Source organism: Streptomyces sp. NPDC031365 (assembly GCF_055569765.1).
In genome coordinates this window covers 1-23,676 of the sequence record NZ_JBVIIM010000012.1, presented here as the reverse complement: position 1 = coordinate 23,676, position 23,676 = coordinate 1, and the positions used below count along the sequence as shown (strand labels likewise).

17 protein-coding genes and 1 pseudogene are annotated in these 23,676 nt (G+C 71.6%); 2 read left to right on the top strand and 16 right to left on the bottom strand.

Annotated features, from left to right (window positions below; translation table 11 throughout):
* Positions 1 to 13 precede the first annotated feature (13 nt).
* From ACZ5C2_RS19135 to ACZ5C2_RS19095, 9 genes are all read right to left on the bottom strand, one after another.
* Positions 14 to 1,387: an NAD(P)/FAD-dependent oxidoreductase gene (locus tag ACZ5C2_RS19135; RefSeq protein WP_468792301.1), complete on the bottom strand. Its 1,374-nt coding sequence runs from the start codon at positions 1,385 to 1,387 to the stop codon at positions 14 to 16.
* A gap of 131 nt (positions 1,388 to 1,518) precedes the next feature.
* On the bottom strand, positions 1,519 to 3,237 hold the full coding sequence (locus ACZ5C2_RS19130) for a PP2C family protein-serine/threonine phosphatase (protein ID WP_468792298.1): 1,719 nt from the start codon (positions 3,235 to 3,237) through the stop codon (positions 1,519 to 1,521).
* The gene (locus ACZ5C2_RS19125; protein ID WP_468792294.1) at positions 3,234 to 4,304 is read right to left on the bottom strand and encodes an ATP-binding SpoIIE family protein phosphatase; all 1,071 of its coding nucleotides are present in this window, start codon (positions 4,302 to 4,304) and stop codon (positions 3,234 to 3,236) included. The genes ACZ5C2_RS19130 and ACZ5C2_RS19125 overlap by 4 nt, the downstream gene beginning before the upstream one ends.
* Positions 4,304 to 4,747 (bottom strand): anti-sigma regulatory factor, encoded by a 444-nt coding sequence (locus ACZ5C2_RS19120; protein ID WP_468792757.1) that lies wholly within the window; start codon positions 4,745 to 4,747, stop codon positions 4,304 to 4,306. Before ACZ5C2_RS19120 ends, ACZ5C2_RS19125 begins: the two co-directional genes overlap by 1 nt.
* Positions 4,747 to 5,166 (bottom strand): STAS domain-containing protein, encoded by a 420-nt coding sequence (locus ACZ5C2_RS19115; RefSeq protein ID WP_468792291.1) that lies wholly within the window; start codon positions 5,164 to 5,166, stop codon positions 4,747 to 4,749. Before ACZ5C2_RS19115 ends, ACZ5C2_RS19120 begins: the two co-directional genes overlap by 1 nt.
* A complete protein-coding gene (locus tag ACZ5C2_RS19110; RefSeq protein ID WP_468792288.1) occupies positions 5,163 to 6,062 on the bottom strand; it encodes an STAS domain-containing protein in 900 nt (299 codons plus the stop codon). The genes ACZ5C2_RS19115 and ACZ5C2_RS19110 overlap by 4 nt, the downstream gene beginning before the upstream one ends.
* 68 nt (positions 6,063 to 6,130) lie before the next feature.
* Positions 6,131 to 6,526 carry an anti-sigma factor antagonist gene (locus ACZ5C2_RS19105; RefSeq protein WP_468792284.1) on the bottom strand — a complete coding sequence of 132 codons (396 nt, stop codon included), beginning with the start codon at positions 6,524 to 6,526 and terminating at the stop codon, positions 6,131 to 6,133.
* A gap of 101 nt (positions 6,527 to 6,627) precedes the next feature.
* The gene (locus tag ACZ5C2_RS19100; protein WP_468792281.1) at positions 6,628 to 9,036 is read right to left on the bottom strand and encodes a SpoIIE family protein phosphatase; all 2,409 of its coding nucleotides are present in this window, start codon (positions 9,034 to 9,036) and stop codon (positions 6,628 to 6,630) included.
* 43 nt (positions 9,037 to 9,079) lie between these two features.
* Entirely contained in the window at positions 9,080 to 13,075 is a 3,996-nt protein-coding gene (locus tag ACZ5C2_RS19095) for a HAMP domain-containing protein (RefSeq protein WP_468792279.1), read from the bottom strand.
* 347 nt (positions 13,076 to 13,422) lie between these two features.
* Here ACZ5C2_RS19095 and ACZ5C2_RS19090 point away from each other — a divergent pair, with 347 nt between their 5' ends.
* A complete protein-coding gene (locus ACZ5C2_RS19090) occupies positions 13,423 to 13,794 on the top strand; it encodes a PRC-barrel domain containing protein (RefSeq protein WP_468792276.1) in 372 nt (123 codons plus the stop codon).
* Positions 13,795 to 13,812: 18 nt separating this feature from the next.
* Here the strand turns inward: ACZ5C2_RS19090 and ACZ5C2_RS19085 are convergent, their stop codons facing one another.
* Together ACZ5C2_RS19085 and ACZ5C2_RS19080 are read right to left on the bottom strand one after the other, a co-directional pair.
* On the bottom strand, positions 13,813 to 14,247 hold the full coding sequence (locus ACZ5C2_RS19085; RefSeq protein ID WP_468792273.1) for an ATP-binding protein: 435 nt from the start codon (positions 14,245 to 14,247) through the stop codon (positions 13,813 to 13,815).
* 151 nt (positions 14,248 to 14,398) lie between these two features.
* Entirely contained in the window at positions 14,399 to 16,303 is a 1,905-nt protein-coding gene (locus ACZ5C2_RS19080) for an AMP-dependent synthetase/ligase (protein WP_468792270.1), read from the bottom strand.
* Between the two features lie 153 nt (positions 16,304 to 16,456).
* Between ACZ5C2_RS19080 and ACZ5C2_RS19075 the strand changes: the two genes are divergently transcribed.
* Positions 16,457 to 16,690 carry a DUF6480 family protein gene (locus tag ACZ5C2_RS19075; protein ID WP_468792266.1) on the top strand — a complete coding sequence of 78 codons (234 nt, stop codon included), beginning with the start codon at positions 16,457 to 16,459 and terminating at the stop codon, positions 16,688 to 16,690.
* Positions 16,691 to 16,702: 12 nt separating this feature from the next.
* Here the strand turns inward: ACZ5C2_RS19075 and ACZ5C2_RS19070 are convergent, their stop codons facing one another.
* The 5 genes and pseudogenes from ACZ5C2_RS19070 to ACZ5C2_RS19050 all read right to left on the bottom strand — a co-directional run.
* Positions 16,703 to 17,791 carry a glutamate--cysteine ligase 2 gene (locus ACZ5C2_RS19070; protein ID WP_468792263.1) on the bottom strand — a complete coding sequence of 363 codons (1,089 nt, stop codon included), beginning with the start codon at positions 17,789 to 17,791 and terminating at the stop codon, positions 16,703 to 16,705.
* 110 nt (positions 17,792 to 17,901) lie between these two features.
* Positions 17,902 to 20,127 (bottom strand): 1,4-alpha-glucan branching protein GlgB, encoded by a 2,226-nt coding sequence (gene glgB / locus ACZ5C2_RS19065; RefSeq protein WP_468792260.1) that lies wholly within the window; start codon positions 20,125 to 20,127, stop codon positions 17,902 to 17,904.
* Between the two features lie 4 nt (positions 20,128 to 20,131).
* Positions 20,132 to 21,490 (bottom strand): maltokinase N-terminal cap-like domain-containing protein, encoded by a 1,359-nt coding sequence (locus ACZ5C2_RS19060; protein WP_468792257.1) that lies wholly within the window; start codon positions 21,488 to 21,490, stop codon positions 20,132 to 20,134.
* A gap of 28 nt (positions 21,491 to 21,518) precedes the next feature.
* Positions 21,519 to 23,237, bottom strand: coding sequence for a maltose alpha-D-glucosyltransferase (gene treS, locus ACZ5C2_RS19055; RefSeq protein ID WP_468792254.1), 1,719 nt, complete (start codon positions 23,235 to 23,237; stop codon positions 21,519 to 21,521).
* Positions 23,234 to 23,676: pseudogene (locus tag ACZ5C2_RS19050) on the bottom strand (alpha-1,4-glucan--maltose-1-phosphate maltosyltransferase); the annotation flags it as partial. The gene treS and the pseudogene ACZ5C2_RS19050, both read right to left, overlap by 4 nt.

The window sequence follows — 23,676 nt, the reverse complement described above, 5'->3', positions numbered from 1 at the left end:
CCTGCCCGGTGCGTCACCGGGCCGCCCGGCCCGCTTCCTCGACGTGCGCCCGCACCTGCTCCGGCGTCAGATAGGCGTCGAGGTACTCGAAGTCCCGCAGGTTGCCGGGCCGGTGCGCCTGGAACCCGGTACGTACGAAGTCGTCGCCGGCGACCGCGTTCAGCAGCCAGTCGGTCATGACCCGGGTCTTGGCGACGTTGGTGCGCAGCGCCGACCAGTGGTAGCCGCGGGCCACCGCCTGGGCGGACAGACCGTGCAGTTCGATGCCGAACGGCTTGGACACCGCGTCGGTGCCGCCGAGATCCACCACGAGTCCGAGGTCCTTGTGGACGTACGGCTGCGTCGGCCGGTCCCGCAGGGTCGCGATGACGTTGTCGGCGGCGTGCCTGCCCTGCCGGAACGCGTGCTGCGCGGTCGGCGGGCACACGGCGCCGTCGCCCTTGGCCACATCGGGCACCGCGGCCGAGTCGCCGAGCGCGAACACCCCGTCGTGGCCCGGCAGGCGCATGTCCGAGCCGACCGCGAGCCGTCCCCGGACGGTTTCCGCGCCGAGCGTGGCGATGAGCGGGCTGGCGACGACTCCCGCGGTCCAGATGAGGGTGCGGGTGGACACCACCCGGCCGTCGGTGAAGGTCACCTCCTCGGCGCTCGCCTTCGCGATGGAGACCCCCAGGGAGACCTCGATGCCGCGCCGGGTCAGGATCTCGTGCGCGCTGCGCCCGAGCTTCTCGCCCAGTTCCGGCATGAGCTTCGGTGCGATGTCGATCAGGTGCCACTTGATCAGGCCCGGGTCCAGCCGGGGATAGCGCTTGACGGCGGCGTGCGTCAGCCGCTGGAGGCAGGCCGCCGTCTCGGTGCCCGCGTAACCGCCGCCGACCACCACGAACTGCAGCCGCGAGGCCCGCTCCGCCGGATCGTGACTGGCGTCCGCCAGGTCGAGCTGGGAGATGACGTGATCGCGGAGGTAGGCGGCCTCGGCCAGCGACTTCATCCCGAAGGCGTGGTCCGTCAGCCCCGGGATGTCGAAGGTGCGGGTGACGCTGCCGGGGGCCAGCACGATGTAGTCGTACGGCTCGTTGACGATCTCACCGTTGACGATGCGGACGACACAGACCTTGGACCGCAGGTCCACGCCGATGGCCCCGCCCGGGATGATCCGGGTGCGGTACCGCTCGCTGCGGCGCAGGGAGAGCGCGACCGACTGCGGGGCCAGCACACCCGAGGCCACCTGGGGGAGCAGGGGCAGATAGAGCTGGTAGGAGAACGGCGTCACCAGCGTGAGGTCGGCCTCGTCGGGGGCGAGCCTGCGTTCCAGCCGTCGCACGCACTCCACGCCGGCGAAACCCGCGCCCACCACAAGGATCCTGGGTCGTGTCACGGTGTCCATCCTTCCTGCGGCTTCAGGCGGTCCGCCTCGGACATCGATGCCTGACGCGTGCCCCTGTTCAGCACCACGATGCCCGCACCGGCGAGGGAACGCACCGGGAAGCCACGGCGGACGTACCGGTCGCCCCCGCGTCAGCCGCGCAGATGGCACAGCAGGAGACACACGTCGTCGTCCCGCTCGGAGTCGCTCAGCAGCGGATGGAGTATCCGGTCCGCCGACTCCTCCAGATCGGCGTCCAGATCGGCGGAGCCGTACGCCCCGAGGGCGTCCGCGAGCCGCTCGATCCCCGGGTCGATGCCCCGGGCCCGCCGCTCGACCAGCCCGTCGGTGTAGAGCGCCAGCGTCGAACCGGGCGTCAACCGCTCGGTGTGGTCGGCGATGTCCTGCTGAAGCGGAATGCCGAGCATCGCGCCCGGCTTGGCGTCCAGGACCCGCACCCGCCCGTCGGGCAGCCGCAGCACCGGCGGTGGATGACCCGCCGCGGCCCACGTCAGGGTGTGCCCGTCCGGATGGAACCGCGCGATGACCGCGGTGGCGAACAGATCCGGCTGGAGATGCCGCAGATACCCGTGCAGCCGGGTCAGCAGCCGGCCGGGCCCGCCGCCGTCGACGGCGTAGGCGCGCAGCGCGGTGCGCAGCTGGCTCATCATCACCGCCGCGTGCAGCCCGTGCCCCGTCACATCACCGATGACGGTGATCAGACTGCCGTCCCGCTGGCGGAACGCGTCGTACCAGTCGCCACCGATGTTCAGCCCGTGCGTGGCCGGCAGATAGCGCGCCGCCAGACTCAGGCCCGGCGCCGTCGGCAGCTCTGTGAGCAGGGCGCGCTGCAGCGTCTCGGCGATGTCCCGGTTGTGCTCGAACCGGCGGGCGTTGTCCATGGCGATGCCGGCCCGCCGGGCGAGCTCGATCAGCATCACGGCGTCGTCCGGGTCCCAGCGCTCACCGGGCGGCGACAGCGTCAGCACACCCAGCGGAGTACGGCGTGCCAGCAGCGGGAGGCACAGCAGGGGCCGCACGGGATCCAGGGCCGAGGGCGGCCGGTCGTCCACCCCGGGCAGACCCCCGGGATGGTCGGCGGCGTACTGCGGGCGCCCGGTCCGGGCCGCGAGGACCGCCGCACCGGGGTGGGTGGTGGGACGGTGCCGGTCATCCTCGTGGTCGTCGAACAGCCATACGTCGACGTCGGCGGCGTACCGCGGCACGAGCAGCTCGGGCAGCCGGCGCACGATCTCGTCGTGGTTCAGCGAGGCGTTCAGCGCGGCGCTCGCGTCCGCCAGGAACGTCAGTCTGTGCCGGGCGTTCTCCGCCTCCTCGCGGGCGCTGCGCTCGGCGGCGAACGCCTCCTGCTGCGCCCGTCCCGCCGCGTCCAGCTCGGCGTGCAGCGCCACGACGCCCTGGTTGGTCTGGTGCAGCTCCTCCCGGTGGAAGGCGACCAGTTCCTCCTGCTCGGTGAGCTTCTCCAGCACCACGGCCATGTCCTCGTCGGCGCTCAGCAGAGCCTCGGACAGACCGGCCGGATCCTCCGTCGACGGACCGGTGCCGACGGCCGGATCCGGTTCGGGGCAGCGAGCGGTCACCGTCCACCGGGCGCGGCCGTCGGCGTCCGGGCCGAGGGCCGGCGTCACCACGGCGTGCAGGCCGGCCGTCCCGGCGGCGGAGCCGGGCCCCTCCAGGGTGAGTGTCCAGGTGCCGCCCTTGGTGAGGCACTGCCGCAGCCGGCCGCTGAGCTCCGCGGTCAGCCGGGCGCGTTCCACGGTGGGCACCCCGTACGCCGCGGCCAGCCGTGCCACGGCGACACGGGCGTGTGCCGCGTCCGTGACGGTGCCGATCCGCCAGGTGCGCGTCATGGGCGCTCCGGCGACGGGACGGGGGCCAGCACGGCCACGGCGGTGTCGTCCCGCACCGGTCGCGCGGAGCTGCCGGCGTCCCGGACGGTCACGGCGGCCGTCACGGCCGGGTCGGCCGGCGGATGCCCGGTGTCCGGGGGCGGCGTCCAGCGGCCGGGCAGACCGTCCGTGTGCAAAATCAGCAGGCTCCCGGCGGACCAGGGGACCTCGTCCTCACGCACCGTGTGGGGCTGGTGAACTCCGACGATGCCCGGCCGGGACAGCAGGGACCGCCAGCGGTCGCCCTCCCGCAGCCGGGCCGTCACATTGCCGATCCCGGCGAAGCGCAGCCGGCCGGTCCAGGTGTCGAGCTGGGCCATGGCGACGGCCGCGCCCCGCGTACCGGCCAGCGCCGCGTGCAGCTTGTGCAGCGCCTCGGCGGGGGCCAGCCGGGCCCAGTGGCGCAGCTCCTCGACGGCGGCGGTCGACGCACGGGCCGCCTCGCTCCCGTGCCCCAGTCCGTCGGCGAGCATCAGCGTCGTACGGTCGCCGGACCTGACCCAGGCCCAGGCGTCCCCCGAGAAGTCCGCGCCGGCGAACGGGACATTCACGCCGCCGGCATGCACACCGAGGCCGCCCGCGGGATCCTCACCCCGGCCCGGACGGCCGGCGACGGGGCCGACGCGCGCCACCGCCACCGTGCCTCGGCCGGGCACGCTGTGCAGGCCGAAGTCGTCCGCGAGACGCCGGCAGGTGCCGAGGCCCGCGCCGAGCGAACCGCTCGAGGAGAACCCGTCCCGCAGCGCACCGGCCACATCGGCGATCCCCGGCCCGTGGTCGATCGCGGTGATCTGCACGGCCCGCCCCGGCCGCCCCTCCCGCGGCAGGGGCGGGTCCACGACGTCGATGAGCACCCCGCCCGCCTGCGCGTACTTGAGCAGATTGGTGGCGAGCTCGGTGGCCACCAGGGACACGGCGGCGGTGCGCCGCTCGTCCAGCCGGGCCAGGGCCGCGGCCTCCTCCGCCGCGACCCGCACGTCACGCACACGGGTCGGGTCCTGCACCGGTACGTCCCAGACGCGGGGCATCAGACGTCCTCGCGCGGACGCCGCGGCCGGGACACCCACGAGGTCACCCGCACGGTGGTCCCCGACCCGGGGGCACTGTCGACCGTGAAGTCGTGCACCAGGCGCCGGGCGCCGCCCAGCCCCATGCCCAGCCCGCCGCCGGAGGTGTAGCCGTCGCTGAGCGCCCGGTCGAGATCGGGGATGCCCGGCCCCGAATCGCTGAAGGTGAGCCGCAGCCCGTCGGCCCCGCCCGTGGTGGTGACGTGCGACGCCTCCATCAGGCCGCCACCGCCGTGCACCAGGGTGTTGCGTGCCAGCTCGCTGGCGGCGGTCACCAGCTTCGTCTGGTCCACCAGACCGAAGCCGAGCTTGGCGGCGGCCTGCCGCACATGCTGACGTACCCACACCAGATCCATGTCCGACCGGATGGGCAGGCGGGCTTCCACGCCCGCGGCAGTGTGCATCACGGACTCTCCTCGCGCACGCCGCCGGCCCGGAGCGGCACGATGGGCTGCGCGAGGAGCTCCATCGCCGCCTCTGTGGTGAGCGCGGTCCGCAGCCCCGGCAGCGTCAGCCCGAGCTCCACCAGGGTGATGGCGACCGCGGGCCGCATGCCGGCCACCACGGTCCGCGCGGCAAGCAGCTCGGTCTGGGCCGCGATCTCCGCCAGCACCCTCCCGAGGAAGGAGTCGACGATCTCCACGCCGGAGATGTCGATGACCACCCCTGCGACGCCGCTGCTGACGATGGTCTCGGAGAGGTCCTGCTGGAGCTGGTCCGCCATGCTGTCGTGCAGGTCCCCCTGCAGGGTGACCAGCAGCACGTCCCCGAGTCTGAGTACCGGCACATGTCCCGCGACCGGGCGGGAGATCCCTTCGCTCACCGTCGGCCCGCACCGTCGGGCGCCGCGTTCACGATGTTCGCTCCCAGCTCGTGCAGGCAGTACCCGAGCGCGTCGGCGAGGCTCGCCCGGGTCTTCACCGTGCCGAGGTCCAGGCCGAGGTGCACGATGGTCTGCGCGATCGCCGGACGGATACCGGACACCACGCACTCCGCGCCCATCAGCCGGGCCGCGGCGACCGTCTTCATGAGGTGCTGGGCGACCAGCGAGTCGACGGTCGGCACACCGGTGATGTCGAGGATCGCGAACCGGGCGTGCTGCTCGACCACCGCGTCCAGCAGCGTCTCCATCACCACCTGGCTGCGGGCGCTGTCCAGCGTCCCGATCAGCGGGACCGCCACGATGCCGTCCCAGAGTTTGATCACCGGCGTCGCCACCTCCAGCAGCTGGAGCCGCTGCCGGTCGATGAGCGCCTGCCCCTCGCTGAGCGCCGTCTGCATGGCCACCAGACGCAGGGTGCCCAGCAGCACGCCGAGCACGGTCGAACTCTGCCGCAGCCGCTCGGGCTCCTCCTGTCCCAGATCGGCGACCAGGAGGTTCTCCACCGGCGGCAGCAGTGCGGCCAGCTCGGACGACACCTGGGTGGCGGACAGCCCCGCGCGGGAGCGGGCCGCCCCCATCCGCGCCAGCTGCTCGCGCACACCGGTGAACCCCGCGGCGTCCGGGTCCTCGACCCGCTGTGCGTCGGCGACCTGGGCCAGCGCGTCGACGACCGCCTTGCCGGCCTCCACCGCCTCCTCGCGCGAGACCGTGAACACCGCACGGAACAGGGGCTCGTCGGCCCACCGCTGGGCGATCTGTTCGCTGCGGCGCCACAGGAAGTCCCTGACCTCCTGCGCCGGTGTTCCGGGTGTTCCGCCCGTTTCGTGCTGCGGCACCTGTTTTCTCTCCTCGTCGTGGTCGTGTCGCGCCCAGCCCGCCCCGGGCACCGGGGGCTGGCTCGTGGTCAGGGTTCCGGGTCGGCCGGGGGCGTCTCCGGCTGACGCTCGACCCGCTCCAGCGCCTCCTCGACGCTCTCCGACACGGGGACGGTGATGCTCACGCCGGTCAGGTCCAGGATGCGCCGCACGGCGGGGGCGGGCGAGATGATGTGCACGCTCCCCGGCAGCTCACGCGCCTCCTGGTACACACGCAGGATGATGTTCATGCCGGACGAGTCCATGAAGGGGACCGCCGACAGATCGAGCAGGAAGTGCCGGCGGCCGTGATGGAGCTGGTTCGCCAGGTGGTGCTGGAACTCGGTCGCCGTGTCGACGTCCAAGTACCCCTCCACCGTAAGAAGGGCCACCTCCTCACGTGGAAGGGTCACCTCTACGGACAACGGGTCCTGGGCAATGGGCACGAGTACCTCCAACAGGTGATCAAGCTCTTCGTCGCGCAGCCGCGCGTACCCCCGAATGGCCCGCTCATTCCTCCACGCGCCCGATGCCCGGGCCGCCGCACTCATCCCACGCGGATTCCCACGATGCACGTGTCGTCGTCCGTGTCCGACCTGCTGTACGTGAGCAGGCGGTCGAGCCGCTGGTCGAGCGAGGCCGGAACCGTGACGGCGGTGGTCAGCAGATGCGTCAGGGACTCCTCCACCGTACGGTCCCGGCGCTCGATCAGACCGTCCGTGTACATCAGCAGGTTGTCCCCGGCGGCCAGCTGCACCTCCGCCTCCTCGTACGCCGCCTCCGGTACGGCACCGAGCAGCAGCCCGCGCACCAGCGGCAGCGGCGCGGCCTCGGAGCCCCGCACCAGCACCGGCGGCAGATGGCCCGCCCGTGCCCAGCGCAGGGTGCGCGTGGCCGGGTCGTACAGGGCGCAGACCGCCGTGGCGGTGACGCCGCCGGTCAGATGGTGCGTCACGATGTTCAGCCACGACAGCAGCTGCCCGGGGCCCGCCCCGGTGACGGCCAGCCCGCGCAGCGCGTTGCGCAGGACGACCATGCTGGTCGCCGCTTCTATGCCGTGACCGGCCACGTCACCCACGCACAGCAGCACCAGACGGGACGGCAGCACCACGGCGTCGTACCAATCGCCGCCCACCAACTGCTCGGCCTCGGCGGGCCGGTAGCGCACGGCTACGTCCAGGTCGGGCACCTGCAGCGGCGCCTGGGTGGGCGGCATGATGGCGCGCTGCAACTGCAGCGCCAGCCGGTCCCGCTCGCTGGCGTGCTGTTCGCTGTGCGCCAGCTGGTCGCGGGTGGCCGCCAGCGCCACCTCCGTCCAGTGCTGGGAGGAGATGTCCTGGTAGGCGCCGCGGGTGGTGAGCAGCCGGCCGTCCGTATCCAGCACCGGCTCGGCGACCACCCGGATGTGCCGGGTCACCCCGTCGGGCCGCTGCAGCCGGAAGGCCGCCGAGGCCGGCCGCCGGTGGTGCAGCAGCGTGCGCAGGAAACGGCCGATGGTGACGGCGTCGTCCGGATGGGCGTGCGCGGGCAGCTCCTCCAGCGGCACCGGAGGGCTCGACTGCGGGCGCCCGTACAGGTCGAACAGCTGACCGTTCCAGGTGATCTCCCCGGTCAGCAGGTTCTCCTCGAAACCGCCGATCCGGCCGAGCCTCTGGGCATGCTGGAGCAGGCTCGCCAGGCGCGCCGTCTCGTCCTCGATGCGCCAGATGAACAGGATCCCGTCGCCGTGCCGACTGACGCTGATGTCCGCGACCGCCGCCAGCGGCACTTGGTCCACGAGCGCGGTCAGATTCATCCGCCGGGCCCGGAACGGCTCACCCGTGGCGTACACCCGCTCGATCCGCTGAAACAGCTCGCTGTCCCCGGCGGCCATCGGATACGCCTCCAGCAGCAGCGCACCGCTGACCATGGCACGGGGCCGGCCCGCCGGGTCCAGGAAGCGGCCGTTGACGTGCTGGATGCGGAAGTCCAGCAGGTTCCCGGCGGGGTCCAGGTACGGCACGAGGACGAGGGCCGGGTCGTACAGCCCGTCCGCCAGATCCATCAGTTCCGCCGCGTCCGGCAGCGCCCGCGGCTGCCGGGTTGGGCCGCCCGGCGGTGTGTACGTCTCCAGGGTGTGCGCGCACAGCTCGGCCAGGGCCTCGACCTGGCGGACGATCTGCGGCGGCTGCCCGGGCAGCGGGGCGGGCCAGACGATCTCCAGCACGCCGTACACCCGCCCCCCGGTACCGGCGGGCACGGCTGCCCTGCCCCCGTCCGGGTAGTGGTGCCGGCCGACGCTGGGCAGGCCCCGGTCGCCCGTCGACGTGATCCACAGGCCGTCGCGCTCCGCCAGCGCGCACCGGGCGACCGTCGCCACGTCCGGTGGTACGTAGTACCAGCGCGCCGCCTCGGCCGGTGAGAACCCGGCACTGCCCGCGAGGGTGAGCGACCCGTCGGCGCCCGCCGCCCAGATCGCCACGGCCACCGCGCCCAGGGGGCGCAGCGCCTGCTCGAGCAGGGAGTCGGCCACGGCCTGCGTGTCGTCCGCGGCCAGCGCCCCGCTCTCGGCCGCCCGCAGCCGTACGGCCGCGGGCTCAGGACCCGCCGCCTGGGCGGCCCGGGTGGCGGCCAGGAAGGCGTCCGTCACCTCGGACATCCGGTCCCGGGCGGCCTGGTTGATGACCTCGACCGCGAACTGAAGCTGGGTCGTCCCCGCCTGCTCGGTCAGCTCGGAGAGCTGCCGGGCGGCCTGTGCGGGACCGCACCCCAGGCGTTCGACCAGGATGCCCTTGGCCAGTTCGATCAGCGCCCGGCCCTCGGCCTCCGCCTGCGCGGCCCGCACCTCACGGCTGAGCCGCTCCACCGTGGCCGCGAGTCTGCCCACGGGCGACTCCGCGGACACCCCGGCGGGCCCGGCCGGCGGGTGGTCGGGCCGGGGCCCGGGCTGCTCGCTCGGATGTTCCCTGATGCTCACGGTGCGCACGCTCCTCGGCGGCTGCGGGGCCCTGCGGCGGGGTTCACGCGGGCAGCCAGCGGCGGACACAGGCGATCAGGGCCTGGGTGTCGACCGGTTTGGTGACGTAGTCGCTGGCCCCCGAGGCGAGACTCTTCTCCCGGTCCCCGGGCATCGCCTTGGCGGTGACGGCGATGATGGGCAGCTCGGCGTACTGCGGCATGGACCGGATCTCGGCCGTGGCGGCGTAGCCGTCCAGCTCGGGCATCATCACATCCATCAGCACGAGCGCCACATCGGGGTTGTGCACGAGTCTCTCGATGCCTGTGCGGCCGTTCTCCGCGTGCAGGACACGGAAGCCGTGCAGCTCCAGGATCCCGCTGAGCGCGAACAGGTTGCGCGCGTCGTCGTCGACGACGAGGACCGTCCGGCCGGAGAACGAGCCGTCCACGACCGTCTGCGGGGCTGTCCGGTGCGCCTCGTCGCCGCGCACCAGCGACAGCACGTCGCCGGGCTCCTCGGCGGACAGGTGCAGGGCGATGCGTTCGCGCAGTTCGTCCAGGCTGGACAGGAACTCCAGCGCCGTGCCCTCGGCACGGGAGCGCAGGGTCTCCTCCATCGCCGCGTCGGCCCGGTGACCGCTGTGCACCAGCACCGGGACGCTCGCCAGGGCGGAATCGCCCCGCAGCGCATCCAGGAACCGGGTGACCTCCGCCTTCATGCCCAGCTCCAGCACCACGCAGTGGCACGGGTCGGCGGCCAGCGCACCCGCCGCCTCCTGGGCGCCGACGGCGGTGATGACGTCGACCGACGGCCGGGAGGTGCCGTTGCCCCGGGTGACGTCCTGGACCACGCTCTCCGCGACCAGGGTCAGCAGGCCACGGGGCCGCTCCTCCACGACGAGCAGCCGCCGGGGACGCTCCCCGGATCCGGTCCCCGCCTCGATCGCGGGCAGGGGCGAGGACGACGCGTCCGGCAGCGCCTCGGCCGGATCGTGGTCCGCGCCCCGGGCGGGCCGCAGCAGATCCTCGAAGTCAGGCCTGGCCACGGGCAGGAACAGGGTGAATGTGCTGCCCTGGCCGGCGACGCTGTCCACCACGACGGCGCCACCGAGCAGGTGCGCGATCTCCCGGGTGATGGACAGACCGAGCCCCGTGCCCCCGTACTTGCGGCTCGTCGTGCCGTCCGCCTGCTGGAAGGCACCGAAGATCGACTCCAGGTGCTGCTCCGGGATGCCGACACCGGTGTCCCGCACCCGGAAGGCCACCACCGGACCGCCCCGCAGCACCCCGGCGGGCACCTCGTCGTCCGGCGCGGGTTCGATCCGCAGCTCCACCCCGCCGTGCTCGGTGAACTTCACCGCGTTGGACAGCAGGTTGCGCAGCACCTGCCGCAGCCGGGAGTCGTCGGTGAGCAGGTCCGCCGGCGCGCCCGGGGCCGTCGTCACCGTGAAGTCCAGGCTCTTCTGCATCGTCATGGGCCGGAAGGTGGCCTCGACGTACTCGACGAGCCGGCGCAGCTCCACCCGCTCGGGGCTGACGTCCATCTTGCCGGCCTCGACCTTGGACAGATCCAGGATGTCGTTGATCAGCTGCAGCAGGTCCGAGCCCGCCGAGTGGATGATCTGCGCGTACTCGACCTGCTTGGGACTGAGGTTGCGTGAGGGGTTCTGTGCGAGCAACTGGGCCAGGATCAGCAGGCTGTTCAGCGGGGTACGCAGCTCATGGCTCATGTTCGCCAGGAACTCCGACTTGTACTTCGAGGCCAGCGACAGCTGCTGGGCCCGTGCCTCCAGCTCCTGCCGGGCGTGCTCGATCTGCAGGTTCTTCGCCTCGATGTCCCGGTTCTGCGCAGCCAGGAGTGCGGCCTTCTCCTCCAGCTCGGAGTTGGAGTGCTGGAGTTCTTCCTGCTGGGACTGCAACTCCGCCGAGCGTTCCTGAAGTTCGGCGGTGAGCCGCTGCGATTCCGCCAGCAGTTCGTCGGTACGGGCGTTGGCCACGATGGTGTTGACGTTGACGCCGATGGTCTCCATCAGCTGGACCAGGAAGTCCCCGTGGATCTGGGTGAACGGGGTCACCGAAGCCAGCTCCATGACACCCAGCACCTGGCCCTCGACCACGATGGGCAGCAGCACCAGCGCCCTCGGCACCACCTGGCCGAGGCCGGAGGAGATGGCCATGTAGTCCGGCGGGAGCTCGTCCACCGTGATGGCGCGGCGGCTGCGGGCGGCCTGGCCGACCAGGGTGCGGCCGAAGGCGATACGGGTGGGCCGGACGTCGTCGTCGGGGTAGCCGTAGGAGCCGACCAGCCGCAGACCGGGGCCGTCCTCGCCGTCCTCCACGAGATAGAAGGCGCCGTACTGGGCCGACACCAGCGGTACCAGCTCATCCATGATCAGCTCGGCGACCACGGGCAGGTCGCGGTGCCCCTGCATCAGACCGGAGACCCGGGCGAGATTGGTCTTGAGCCAGTCCTGCTCCTGATTGGCCCGGGTGGTCTCGCGCAGGGACTCCACCATCGCGTTGATGTTGTCCTTGAGCTCGGCGACCTCGCCGGACGCCTCGACGGAGATCGAGCGCGTCAGATCGCCCTCGGCGACGGCGCTGGTGACCTGAGCGATCGCGCGGACCTGCCGGGTGAGGTTGCCGGCCAGCTCGTTGACGTTCTCGGTGAGCCGCTTCCAGGTGCCGGAGACGCCCTCGACCTCGGCCTGGCCGCCGAGGCGGCCCTCGGTGCCGACCTCGCGGGCGACGCGGGTCACCTCCTGGGCGAAGGCGGAGAGCTGGTCGACCATCGTGTTGATCGTGGTCTTCAGCTCGAGGATCTCACCACGCGCGTCGACGTCGATCTTCTTCGACAGATCGCCCCTGGCGACGGCGGTCGTCACCAGCGCGATGTTGCGCACCTGACCGGTGAGGTTGTTGGCCATGGAGTTGACGTTGTCGGTGAGGTCCCGCCAGGTGCCGGCGACATGCGGCACATGCGCCTGTCCGCCGAGGCGGCCCTCGGTGCCGACCTCGCGGGCGACGCGGGTGACCTCGTCGGCGAAGGCGGACAGCGTGTCCACCATGGTGTTGATGACATCTGCCAGTGCCGCGACCTCGCCCGCGGCCTCCACCCGGATCCGCTGCGACAGGTCGCCCCGGCCCACGGCGGACGCGACCTGGGCGATGGAACGGACCTGACCGGTCAGATTGGACGCCATCACGTTGACGTTGTCGGTGAGGTCCTTCCAGGTGCCGGAGACACCCCGCACCTGGGCCTGGCCGCCGAGGCGGCCCTCGGTGCCGACCTCGCGGGCGACGCGGGTGACCTCGTCGGCGAAGGCGGAGAGCTGGTCGACCATCGTGTTGATGGTGTTCTTGAGTTCGAGGATCTCGCCGCGGGCGTCGACGGTGATCTTCTGCGAGAGGTCGCCCTTGGCGACGGCGGTCGCCACCAGCGCGATGTTGCGCACCTGGCCGGTGAGGTTGCCGGCCATGAAGTTCACCGAGTGGGTGAGGTCGCGCCAGGTCCCCTTGACTCCCTGCACATCGGCCTGGCCGCCGAGGCGGCCCTCGGTGCCGACCTCGCGGGCGACGCGGGTGACCTCGTCGGCGAAGGCGGAGAGCTGGTCGACCATCGTGTTGATGGTGTTCTTGAGTTCGAGGATCTCGCCGCGGGCGTCGACGGTGATCTTCTGCGAGAGGTCACCCTTGGCGACGGCCGTCGTCACCTGCGCCACATTGCGGACCTGCGCGGTGAGGTTGCCCGCCATGGCGTTCACCGAGTCCGTCAGGTCGGCCCAGGTGCCGGAGACACCCGGCACCTGCGCCTGCCCGCCCAGCGCCCCTTCGGTGCCGACCTCGCGGGCCACACGGGTCACCTCGGAGGTGAACACCGACAGCTGGTCCACCATGCCGTTGAAGACCTTGGCGATGTCCCCCATGAGGCCGTCCGCGTCGTCCGGCAGCCGGGTGCCGAAGTCCCCGTCCCGTACAGCCGTCAGCCCCGCCAGGAGCCGCATCAGCTCCTCGTCCCCCGGAGCAGCGTCGGTCCCCTCGGTGCTCTTGCTGGTCATGCGCACCCTCGTTCCGGCGGAATCAGTGCGCGTTTCCGCAGTTCACGGATCTGCGCGATGAGAAATACGCCGAAGGCTAACCCACATGGAGAGCACCGAACAAAGCGTGGCCCGGGCCCCGCGGAACGGTCCGGGAAAGGCGCGGCGCGCATGCATGCACCTGGCCCGGAGGGGTACTCGGGCGTATTTCGCCGGGCGCGGGCGCCGGATCACCGGCGCGGGATTTGGGGTCCGCGCCTTTCGAATGTACGGGCGCCCACCGGGTATTTGCTGCTGTGGAGGAGGGCGGGCGGACACCCGGCCCCTCGCTCCGCGCAGCGGACGTACACCCGGGGAGGCAACGAGCAGTGCCCATCGACAGCATCTGGTCCTACGCGTCGGACCTGAACCACGTCGCGGAGCAGGATGTGACGGGTTACACCGTCCTCGCGAGCGACGGCACCATCGGCCATGTCGACCGGCAGGCCGACCACCACGGGATGCGGCACCTCGTCGTCGACACCGGAGTGTGGGTGTTCGGCCGCAGTCTCCTGGTGCCGGTCGGTGTGGTCGCCGCCGTGGACGCGGGGGAGCGGAGGCTGACGGTGGCCTGCAGCCGGGCCGAGGTGAAAGCCGCGCCCCGGTTCCGGACCGACAGCGAGACCATGGACCCGGCCTACCTCACCGCGGTCGGCGACTACTATCACCGGCTGCCGCCCCGCGAGCGGCCCGTCGGCTGAGCGCCCGCGCCGGGCGGCTCACCACGGCAGGAAGACGTGGATGTCCTTGCCATGGTCGTCGCCGACCACACTGACCTGATCGCACAGCGTGTGGATCAGGTGCCAGCCGATCCCGCCACCGCCGCTGTGGGGATGGAAGGGCCGGGGAGCCGGCTCCGTGGTGCTGGTGTCGTGCATCACCACGTGCACCCCGTCGAACGTTCTGCGCAGACGCATCTGGAAGGGGCCCGGCGCGTACTGGACCGCGTTGGCGGCCAGTTCCGTCACCACCAGAAGAATGTCGTCCCAGTGTTCCGGAGCCGACGGCGCCGACACACGGGCCAGATCGAAGAGGAACTCCTCCGCGACCATGCGTGCGTCCGTCACATCGTGCAGCTCCCCCGGGAAGCTGGCGATGCGGCTCGTGATCTCCTCGCCGGCCAGTGTCCTGTCCCTACGCGGCTCGGGTGCCATCTCGCCTTCCGTGCCCCGGCACAGCGGGGCAGTCGTCCACGTCCTGTGCGTCCTTCCGGTCTGTGGGTTCCCGTGCGGGCGGAGCCTACGCGCCCGCTTGCCCGTGCGCGGCCGGTGACAAACCCGTCACCGGCCGGCGGTACCAAACCGTTCAGCGGAACACGTTGTCCGAGTCGTCCCAGCCCGGGGACACGTCGGGCGCCGACCTGCGCCCCGGACGGCTACGCGACTGGTACATGGCGTCGATCTCCAGCGCGTAACGACGCACTATCTCGTCGCGGCGCAGCTTCATCGACGGTGTGAGCAGCCCGTTGGTCACGTCGAACGGCTCGGGCAGCACCCGGAACACCCGGATCGACTCCGAGCGCGACACACTGCTGTTGGCCGCGGCGACCGCCCGAGCGACCTCCTCGCGCAGCGCGTTCTCCTCCCGGGCCTCCCGGGCCGGTGCGTCGCCCGGCAGGGACAGCGCGGCCCGCGAGTCGGCCAGGAAGTCCGGGTCCAGTGTGATCAGGGCACCCACACACGGCCGGTTGTCGCCCACGACGACGGCCTGATGCACCAGCGGATGCATCCGCAGCCGGTGCTCCAGAGCCGCCGGCGCCACGCTCTTGCCGCTGCTGGTGACGATGATGTCCTTCTTGCGGCCGGTGATGGTGAGATAGCCCTCGGTGTCCAGCCGGCCGAGATCCCCCGTGGCCAGCCAGCCGTCGCGCAGCACCGCCCTGGAGGCGGCCTCGTCGCCCACGTACCCCTGGAACACCGACGGCCCGCGCACCAGGATCTCCCCGTCGTCGGCCACCCGGATCGCGGTGCCCGGCAGTGCCTGTCCGACGGTGCCGGACTTCTCCCGCCCGAACGGCTGCATCGTGGCCCCGCCGCTGGTCTCGGTGAGCCCGTAGCCGTCGTGGACGTAGATGCCGATCCCCTCGTAGAAGAGGGAGAGGTCGCGGTTGAGCGGCGAACCGCCGGACGTGGCCCGCTGCACCCGGCCGCCCAGCGCAGCCCGCAGTCTGCGGTAGACGGTGCGCTCGTAGAGGGCGTGCTGCAACCTCAGGTCCAGCCCCGGCCCGGAGCCACGTCCCAGCCGCTGCCGCTCCACCGCGGCGGCGAAGTCCCGGGCCGTGCCGGCGGCGCGCTCGAACAGGGCAGCGCGGCCCTGCTGCTGCGCCGTGCGCAGGAAGTTCTTGTAGATCTTCTCCAGCAGCGAGGGCACCGCGTACAGATAGGTGGGCCGGAAGGTGCGCAGGGCCGACGACAGCGACTCCCCGGCGAGGTCGGGCTCGTGTCCCATCAGCAGACCGCCGCGGACGCACAGGCTCTGGATCATCAGGCCGTACACATGGGAGAACGGCAGGAAGGCGAGGACGGCGCCCCGCTCCCCGGGCGGTGCCACGGTGTGGCCCCACCCCTCCAGCAGCGTGTCGCAGATGAACGCCACGCCGCGGTGGCTCAGGGCGCAGCCCATGGCATGGCCCGAGGTGCCGGAGGTGTAGGCGATCGCGGCCGTGGAGTCCGGGAGCACGATGCGGCGCATCGAGTCGACCGTGGCCGACGGGATGTACTCGCCGCGCGCCGCCAGCTGCTCCAGCCCGCCCGAGTCCAGCTGCCAGACGTGCCGGAGCCTGGGCAGCGCGGCGCACACCGACCCGACGGTCATCACACTCTGCTCGTCCTCCACCAGCACGGCGACACAGCCGGAGTCCCGGAGGATCCACTCCACCTGCTCCCGCGATGAGGTCGGATAGATCGGCACGACCTCGGCGCCCACCGTCCACAGGGCGTGGCACAGAAAGGTCCACTCGCATCGGGTGCGCGCCATGATCGCCACCCGTGCGCCCGGCGAGATCCCGGAGGCGATCAGGCCTTTGGCCAGGCCGACAACCTCGTCCCGGAACTCCAGAGCGGTGATCTCCTCCCAGGTGGAGGACTCCGGGCCGGTGCGACGGGCGAGTACCGGCAGGGTCGGGCTCTGGTCCGCCCTCGCGAAGAGACTGTCGGCGAGACCGCCGGTCAGGGGCGAGGCGGACGGGGGAGCGAGAGCGAGGTCGCTCATGCAGTGCTCCTGACATGTACGGGGTGTGACTCGGCCGATGAGGACGGTCATCGGCGGTGCCTGAATGTAGTCCAGCCCGACCGCCCCCGCGCCGGGATCGCGACAAGTGTGTCCGCACTGATGATCTCGCCGGTTTCGGGGGACCCGGACCGCATGACCTACGTCAACCCAGATCCCGAACCAGAACGCAGCACCGGTCTCGAACCGGGCGGCGGCGTCCCCCCGGGCGAGACACCGCCCGCGGAGAGCAGCATGCCCGAGGCGGGCCCCCGGGGAGCGCAGAACGGGGGAAGGGGCTGGGGCAAGGGGCCCCTGACCGCGATCCTCGCCCTGGCGGTCCTGGTCGCGGCCTTCTTCCTGGTCTACGCCCTGATCCTCATCCTCTGACCCCGTTACGTCCTATGCCTGGGTGTGCCGTACACACTCCGTGACGACATCCCTCAGACTGTCCGTGCGCCGCATCAGCTCCCGCTGCACCTGGGCGCCGTTGCCGTCGCGCAGCAGCCGGGCGCATCCCTCGCGGGCGCGCTCCAGGTCCCCGTCGGCCTCCAGGGCCTCGGCACAGTGCTCGAGAAGGCCGCGTACGACCGCTTCGGCGGGCATGCGCCGCAGCGTCCTCGGGTGGAGCAGTTCGCCGGTCAGGCCCGAGCGGGCCGCCTGCCAGGCGGCCAGCCGGAGCAGGCTGACGCCCGGATCCAGCGGCTCCCGGCCGGCCTTCCACTCGCGCGCCGCGGTCTCCACCAGCCCTCGCGCCAGGGTCGCGATCAGCCCCGCGGTCTCCGCGTGCAGACAGACGTCGGAGACCCGGATCTCCACCGTCGGATACCGCTGGGACAGCCGGGCGTCGAAGTAGATCATGCCCTCGTCGAGGATGACACCGGTGGCCACCATGTCGGCGACCCGCCGGTGGTACCGCTCGGCCGAACCGAAGATCTCCGTCGGACCGGCGGAGGGCCAGCGTTGCCAGACCCGGCTGCGGTAACTGTTGTACCCCGTGTCACTGCCCTGCCAGAACGGCGAGTTCGCGCTCAGCGCCGCCAGCACCGGCAGCCAGGGCCGCAGCCGGTCGACGACCGCGGTGCCCTCCTCGTCGGACTCGACGGAGACATGGACGTGGCAGCCCATGACGAGCTGTTCCCGGGTGGCGATGCCGTACTGCTCCTCCATCCACCGGTAGCGCCGGTTGACACCGATGGACGGGCTGACCGGCAGCGGCGACGTGGCCAGCGCGGCGACGGCGCAGCCGATCTCCCCGGCGTGACCGGCGGCCTCCTTGCGGCAGCGGACGATCTCCGCACGCAGACTTTCCATGGACGACTGCGGATGCGTGGCGAACTCCAGCATCTGCTCGTGCAGTTCCTTCTCGAAGACTTCCTGCCCCGCGTCGTCCCGCTCGGCCCGGGCGAGCACCGCCGCGGACATCGCCCGCGGTTCGCCCGACTCCGGATCGACCAGGAGGAGCTCCTCCTCCACTCCCACGGTGCGCACGTGGTGTCCGCCCTTCTGCGAGCTGCCGCGACGACGCCGAGATGCCCTCGGTCGTACGGTCCCGAATGCCCCGCGGCGGCCCGGGGACACCTGGGCGTCGTCGCCGGGCCTCACAGAGGGACGGGCGCCAGCCACAGCGTCGCGAGGGGCGGCAGGGTGAGCCGGATGCGGCCGTCCTCGGGCTTGACGGGGCCGGGGCCGGTGACGTCCCCGCCGCCGTAGCGCGCGGCGTCGGTGTTGAGGACTTCCTGCCAGGCGATCACGTCGTCGCCGGTGGCGAGCGGGTAGTCCTGCCGGACCACGGGGGAGAAGTTCGACACCGCGAGCAGGGGCCGGCCCTCGGCGTCGTACCGCAGGAACGCGAAGACGTTGTCGTCGGCGGCGTCCACCGCCACCCACCGGAAGCCGGCCGGGTCGGTGTCGCGCTGCCACAGCGCCGGGGTCGCCCGGTAGTGGGTGTTGAGATCGCGGACCAGGTCCTGCACCCCGCGGTGGTCCCCGGCGGAGTGGTACCCGTCGTCGAGCAGCCACCACTCCGGCCCCTGCTTTTCGCACCACTCGGCACCCTGGGCGAACTCCTGTCCCATGAAGAGCAGTTGCTTGCCGGGATGCGCCCACATGAAGGCCAGGTAGGCGCGGACATTGGCGCGCCGCTGCCACCAGTCGCCCGGCATCTTGGACACCAGCGCCTGCTTGCCGTGCACCACCTCGTCGTGCGAGATGGGCAGACAGTAGTTCTCGCTGTAGGCGTACACCATCGCGAACGTCATGTCGTGGTGGTGGTACTTGCGGTGCACCGGCTCGTGGGAGACGTACTCCAGCGAGTCGTGCATCCAGCCCATGTTCCACTTCAGTCCGAACCCGAGGCCGCCGGTGTCGGTGGGCCGGGTCACGCCGCCCCACGCCGTGGACTCCTCCGCGATGGTCACCACACCGGGGCAGCGCCGGTAGACGGTGGCGTTCATCTCCTGGAGGAACGCCATCGCGGCCAGGTCCTCCCGGCCGCCGTAGGCATTCGGCTCCCAACCGCCGTCCTCACGTGAGTAGTCCAGGTAGAGCATGGAGGCGACGGCGTCCACCCGCAGCCCGTCGATGTGGAACTCCTGGCACCAGTACACAGCGTTCGCGACCAGGAAGTTGCGCACCTCGGTGCGGGCGAAGTCGAAGGTGTACGTCCCCCAGTCGGGGTGCTCCGCGCGCCGGGAGTCCCCGGGCTCGTACAGCGGGTCCCCGTCGAACCGGGCCAGCGCCCAGTCGTCCTTCGGGAAGTGCGCAGGCACCCAGTCCATGATCACCCCGATGCCGGCCCGGTGCAGGGCGTCGATCAGGTACTTGAAGTCGTCCGGGGTGCCGAGGCGGGCCGTGGGTGCGTAGAACCCGGTGACCTGGTAGCCCCAGGAAGGGCCGAAGGGGTGCTCGGCGACCGGCATCAACTCCACATGGGTGAAGCCCATGTCCTGGACGTACGCGGGCAGCGCCTCGGCGAGCTCGCGATACGTCAGTCCCGGCCGCCACGACGGCAGATGGACCTCGTACACCGAGAAGGGCGCCTCGTGCACGGGCGTTTCGGTCCGCGTCGCGAACCACTGTGCGTCGCCCCACTCGTAGTGCGAGGCCGTCACGACGGACGCCGTGTTCGGCGGAGCCTCCGTGCGGCGCGCCATCGGATCGGCCTTGAGGAACCGGTGGCCGTGGCGCGAGTGGATCTCGAACTTGTAGCAGGTGCCCTCGCCGACGGCCGGCAGGAACAGCTCCCACACCCCGGACGAGCCGAGGGAGCGCATCGGGAACGCCGTACCGTCCCAGTGGGTGAAGTCGGCGGCGACCCGCACTCCTTGCGCGTTGGGTGCCCACACCGTGAAGCGGGTGCCGGAGACGCCCTGGTGGGTCATCGGGTGCGCGCCGAGCGCCGTCCACAGCTCTTCGTGCCGGCCCTCACTGATCAGATGCAGGTCGAACTCGCCGAGCGTCGGCAGGAACCGGTACGGATCGTGCGTTTCCACGGCCTCGTCCTCGCCGTAGGCCACCGCCAGTGTGTACGCGGGGATCCGGTCCAGCGGCAGGACGACGGAGAACAGACCGTCGCCCTCCGAGACGAGCGGGGTGCGCCCGCCGTCGACGAGCACGCTCACCGCACGGGCGAAGGGGCGCAGCGCCCGGAAGGCGACACCGCCGGGCACCGGATGGGCGCCGAGCAGCGCGTGCGGATCGTGGTGGGCGCCCGCCAGCAGGCGCCCACGGTCGGCCGGGTCGAGGGCGGGTGCGGCCTCCGGGGCCGCGGGGGCGGACGGGACGGGCCCGGCCGATTCGGAAAGCGGGGTGTCGTGCAGGGCCACGGCTTCAGTCTCCTCTCACGGCGAGGCGCTCGATCGCCGCCATGGGTACGGGCAGCCAGTCGGGTCGGTGCCGGGCCTCGTACAGCACCTCGTACACGGCCCGGTCCGTCTCGTAGGCGCGGAGCAGGCCGTGCTTCTTGCGCGGGTCCCAGCCGGCGCGGGCGGCGTAGCCCGCGCAGTAGGCCTCGCGGCAGCGACGCGCCCATTCCGGGCGCCAGGGGCGGCGCTGGCGGGCGGCGTAGTCGAAGGAGCGCAGCATCCCCGCGACGTCCCGCACGGGGGAGTGGGCGCTGCGCCGTTCGGAGAGCGGCCGGGAGGGCTCGCCCTCGAAGTCGATGACGAACCACTCGCGCCCGGCCCGCAGTACCTGCCCCAGATGCAGGTCGCCGTGGATGCGCTGGGCGGGCGGCCCGGCGTCGCAGGTGGCCAGCGCGGCGAAGGCGGCCCGCAGCCCCGGGACGAACGGCTGGAGCGCGGGCACGGCGTGCGCCGCGGCGGTCAGCCGTTCGGTCATGGCCGCCGCCGTCCGCCCGTTCTCCCCCGGAGTGCCGATGGGGAACGCCGAGGACAGCGCCAGATGGACATCCGCCGTCGCCCGGCCCAGCGCGTGTGCCTGCGCGGTGAAGTCGTCACCGGCGGCGAGCGCGTCGAGGGCCAGCGTCCAGCCGTCGGAGGCGTTGCGCAGATACGGCTGGAGCACGCCGAGCGTCGCCTTGAACGGATACGTGGTGCCCAGCCAGGCCACCGGGGCGGGGACCCGGTGGCAGCCCTGGCGGGCGAGCGCCCCCGGCACCTCCAGATCGGGGTTGACGCCGGGCTGGATGCGCCGGAACACCTTCAGGATGTACTCGTCGCCGTACACGAGCGAGGAGTTTGACTGCTCGGCGGTCATCAGCCGGGGTACCAGTCCGGCGGGCACCTGCTGGGTTCCGTCGCACTCGAAACGCAGCGGACCCGCGGTGCCGGGGCGGCGCAGCCGCTCCAGGAGCAACTGGGCGGCGCGCGGGTCGTGGAGGGCGTCGTAGACGGTCATTCCGGCCAGCCGGCCGTCCACCACCCTGCCGATGAGCGCCTTGCCGAGCCGCGGTGCGGGGTGCTCCCGCACGCCGAGGAGCAGTTGGTAGCAGTCACCGGCCGGGGTGGTGCCCCCGGGAGCGGGCACGCCGCCGTGAGCGGCGTGCACCAGGACGTGCAGACAGCCCGGGAACAGCTCCGTCATCGACAGCACACCGAGGTCGGTGACGGGCCGGTCCTTGCCGGCGAACCAGCGCTGCAGCGGCAGCCATTCGCGCAGCAGCCCGGTGAGCGACTCCGTGGACTCGGAGGGTGCGCTTCGCGGGCGCAGGAATGCGGTCTTCGTCATGGTGACGCCTCCTCTCGCCGGCACACGCTCACAGTCGTCGACCGATGCGGGATGCGACTCGGGTGAGCCGGAACCAGTAGAAGCCGTGTCCCCCGAGGGTCAGCAGGTAGGGCAGTTCGCCGATGGCCGGGAACCGCACCCCGCCGAACAGCTCGACCGGGTGCCGTCCCTCGAAGGCGCTGAGGTCCAGCTCGGTGGGCTGTGCGAAGCGTGAGAAGTTGTTCACGCAGAGCACCAGGTCGTCCTCGTGCTCGCGCAGGAAGGCGAGGACGGCCGGGTTGGAGGACGGCAGCTCGGTGTAGGAGCCGAGACCGAAGGCATGGTTCTGTTTGCGGATCTCGATCATCCGGCGGGTCCAGTGCAGCAGCGAGGACGGGGACGCCATGGACGCCTCGACGTTGGTGACCTGGTAGCCGTAGACGGGGTCCATGATCGTGGGCAGGAAGAGCCGGCCCGGGTCGGAGGAGGAGAAGCCGGCGTTGCGGTCGGGGGTCCACTGCATCGGTGTGCGCACCGCGTCGCGGTCGCCGAGCCAGATGTTGTCGCCCATGCCGATCTCGTCGCCGTAGTAGATGATCGGTGAACCCGGCAGTGAGAGCAGCAGGGCGTTGAAGAGCTCGATCTGGTTGCGGTCGTTGTCCAGCAGGGGGGCCAGGCGGCGGCGGATGCCGATGTTGGCGCGCATGCGGGGGTCCTTGGCGTACTCCGCCCACATGTAGTCGCGTTCGTCGTCGGTGACCATCTCCAGGGTCAGCTCGTCGTGGTTGCGCAGGAAGATGCCCCACTGGCAGCCCGAGGGGATGGCCGGGGTCTTGGCAAGGATCTCGGAGACGGGGTAGCGCGATTCGCGCCGCACGGCCATGAAGATGCGGGGCATCACCGGGAAGTGGAACGCCATGTGGCACTCGTCGCCGCCGACGGAGTAGTCGCCGAAGTAGTCGACGACGTCCTCCGGCCACTGGTTCGCCTCGGCCAGCAGGACCGTGTCCGGGTACTGCGTGTCGATCTCCTTGCGCACCCGCTTCAGGAAGGCGTGCGAGGCGGGCAGGTTCTCGCAGTTGGTGCCCTCGGCCGCGTACAGATACGGCACCGCGTCCAGCCGGAACCCGTCGATGCCCAGGTCCAGCCAGAAGCGCAGGGCCGCCAGGATCTCCTCCTGCACGCGCGGGTTCTCGTAGTTGAGGTCCGGCTGGTGCGAGAAGAAGCGGTGGAAGTAGTACTGCCCCCGTACGGGGTCGTACGTCCAGTTGGAGGCCTCGGTGTCGACGAAGATGATCCGCGCGTCCGGGTAGCCCGTGTCGTCGTCGGCCCACACATAGAAGTCGCCGTAGGGACCGTCCGGATCCTTGCGCGACTCCTGGAACCACGGATGCTGGTCGCTGGTGTGGTTCATGACGAAGTCGATGATCAGACGCATGCCGCGCTGGTGCGCGGAGTCCGCGAACTCGACGAAGTCGGCGAGGTCGCCGAACTCGGGCAGCACGGCGGTGTAGTCGGCGACGTCGTAACCGCCGTCGCGCAGGGGCGACTTGAAGAACGGCGGCAGCCACAGGCAGTCGACACCCAGCCACTGCAGATAGTCGAGTTTGGCGGTCAGACCCTTCAGGTCGCCGATGCCGTCACCGTCGCTGTCCTGGAAGGAGCGGACGAGGACCTCGTAGAAGACGGCACGCTTGAACCACTCCGGGTCCCGGTCCCTGACCGGTGTGTCCTCGAAGGTGTCCTGCACTGGCTCGTTCACGGTCATGACGTTCCTCGCCCTCCGTTTCGCTGTGCGGCGGGCGGTCGCTGGACGTGCAGAACATGGGCGGGAGCCCGCCCCGGCTCCAGCCGCACGTAGTTGGCGCTGCCCCAGTGGTAGGTCTCGCCGGTGAGCTCGTCACGTACCGGCACCGACTCGTGCCAGTCCAGGCCGAGTCGCGGCATGTCCAACGAGACCGTGGCCTCCTGGGTGTGGTGGGGGTCGAGGTTGGCGATCACCAGCACGACGTCCGGGCCGCTGCGCTTGCTGTACGCGATGACGGCGTCGTTGTCGGTCCGGTGGAACCGGAGGTTCCTGAGCCGGCGCAGCGCGGGGTGGGCCCGGCGGAGGGTGTTGAGTTTCGTGATGAGGGGGGTGATGGTCCGCCCTTCCTTCTCGGCCGTTTCCCAGTCGCGGGTGCGGAGCTGGTACTTCTCGCTGTCGA

Coding starts and splice junctions, on each gene's coding strand:
- ACZ5C2_RS19080 (WP_468792270.1), bottom strand. CDS start 16,303: ATGAGCGACCTCGCTCTCGCTCCCCCGTCCGCCTCGCCCCTGACCGGC.
- ACZ5C2_RS19120 (WP_468792757.1), bottom strand. CDS start 4,747: ATGCACACTGCCGCGGGCGTGGAAGCCCGCCTGCCCATCCGGTCGGAC.
- treS (WP_468792254.1), bottom strand. CDS start 23,237: ATGACCGTGAACGAGCCAGTGCAGGACACCTTCGAGGACACACCGGTC.
- ACZ5C2_RS19130 (WP_468792298.1), bottom strand. CDS start 3,237: ATGACGCGCACCTGGCGGATCGGCACCGTCACGGACGCGGCACACGCC.
- ACZ5C2_RS19060 (WP_468792257.1), bottom strand. CDS start 21,490: ATGACGAAGACCGCATTCCTGCGCCCGCGAAGCGCACCCTCCGAGTCC.
- ACZ5C2_RS19085 (WP_468792273.1), bottom strand. CDS start 14,247: ATGGCACCCGAGCCGCGTAGGGACAGGACACTGGCCGGCGAGGAGATC.
- ACZ5C2_RS19075 (WP_468792266.1), top strand. CDS start 16,457: ATGACCTACGTCAACCCAGATCCCGAACCAGAACGCAGCACCGGTCTC.
- ACZ5C2_RS19095 (WP_468792279.1), bottom strand. CDS start 13,075: ATGACCAGCAAGAGCACCGAGGGGACCGACGCTGCTCCGGGGGACGAG.
- ACZ5C2_RS19125 (WP_468792294.1), bottom strand. CDS start 4,304: ATGCCCCGCGTCTGGGACGTACCGGTGCAGGACCCGACCCGTGTGCGT.
- ACZ5C2_RS19135 (WP_468792301.1), bottom strand. CDS start 1,387: ATGGACACCGTGACACGACCCAGGATCCTTGTGGTGGGCGCGGGTTTC.